Source organism: Mycolicibacterium novocastrense (genome assembly GCF_001570485.1).
GTDB classification, from domain to species: Bacteria; Actinomycetota; Actinomycetes; order Mycobacteriales; family Mycobacteriaceae; genus Mycobacterium; species Mycobacterium novocastrense.
The window spans coordinates 1-1,417 of record NZ_BCTA01000073.1 but is presented as its reverse complement, the minus strand read 5'-3'; the positions used below and the strand labels follow the sequence as shown (position 1 = coordinate 1,417).

Sequence of the window (1,417 nt, the reverse complement as noted above, 5' to 3'; positions counted from 1 at the left end):
CCACATCACGACCCGCACCGACCTTCGCCAACAACACCGCCAACGCAGCCTGCACCACCATGAAACTGGTCGCATTGAACTCCCGCGCCAGCGCACGCACCCGCTGCTGCAGCTCGGGTGACCAATTCACCGGCACCGTCGCACCCTGCAACTCCGCCATTGCGGGGTAGGGCCGATCGGTGGGCAACGGGATCCTCTCGGGCATGCCGGCAAGAGATTCTGTCCAGTACCCCAACTGCGCGGCGATGGGACTGTCGGGGTCATCGAGCTCGCCGAGGTTCGCGCGATTCCACAGCGTGTAGTCGGCGTACTGCACCGCCAACGGCGTCCATGCGGGGTCGTGTCCGGCGCATCGGCTGGTGTACGCGGTGCTCAGATCGCGCACCAACGGCGCGATCGACCAACCGTCGGCCGCGATATGGTGCAGTACCGCGACCAGTACGTGTTCGTCGTCGGTGATGTGGAAAAGCCAAGCCCGAATGGGGATCTCGGCCGACAGATCGAACGTGTACCGTGATGCGGCTCGGATGGCTTCATCCAATCGGCTTTCTGACCATCCGCTGGCATCGACGGCTTCCCATGCGATGTCGGTTGTCTCTGCCGGCAACGCGACCTGCCGTGGTGTCCCGTCGGCTGCCTCGAAGACGGTGCGAAGGCTTTCGTGCCTGCCGATCACGTCGTGAAGCGCCATGGCGAGAAGATCGGCGCGTAGGTGTCCGCGGAGTCGCAATCCCACCGGCAAGTTGTAAACCGGTGACGGACCGTACAGTTGATCGATGAGCCACAACCGGTGCTGGGCGAAGGACAACGGAACCGATGGGGGCCGCGGTGCGTGCGCCAGCGGCTGCGGCCGGCTGGTACCGGCACCGATGTGCAGTGCCAGTTGAGCCACCGTGGGTGCCTCGAACACTGTGCGAACGGAAAGCTGGGTATCCATACCGGAATTGACGGCGGCGATCAGACGCATCGACAGGATGCTGTCGCCTCCGAGGTCGAAGAACGAGTCGTCGACCCCCACGCGGTCCAGTCCCAGGACTTGGGCATATATACCGGCGAGAATTTCCTCGATCGCGTTACCGGGGGCCCGGTATCCGGTGGATTGGTATTCGGGTGTCGGCAACGCGCGTTGGTCGAGTTTGCCGTTGACCGTCAGTGGCAGCGCCTCGATCAACACCACCGCCGCGGGCACCATGTAGGACGGCAGACGATCGCCCAACTGCGCACGCACTGCAGACGGCTCGGCTGTTCCGGTGATGTAGCCGACCAGACGCTTATCACCGCGACGGTCCTCACGCACAACCACCGCCGCCTGTACCACCCCATCCAATTGCGCCAACACAGACCGAATCTCACCCAGCTCGACCCGATACCCACGAACCTTGACCTGCTCATCAGCACGCCCCACAAACTGCAACTG

1 protein-coding gene is annotated in these 1,417 nt (G+C 63.7%); it reads right to left on the bottom strand.

Annotated features, from left to right (window positions below; genetic code table 11):
• On the bottom strand, positions 1-1,417 hold a 1,417-nt coding region (locus RMCN_RS24500), incomplete at both ends, for a condensation domain-containing protein (protein WP_234787775.1).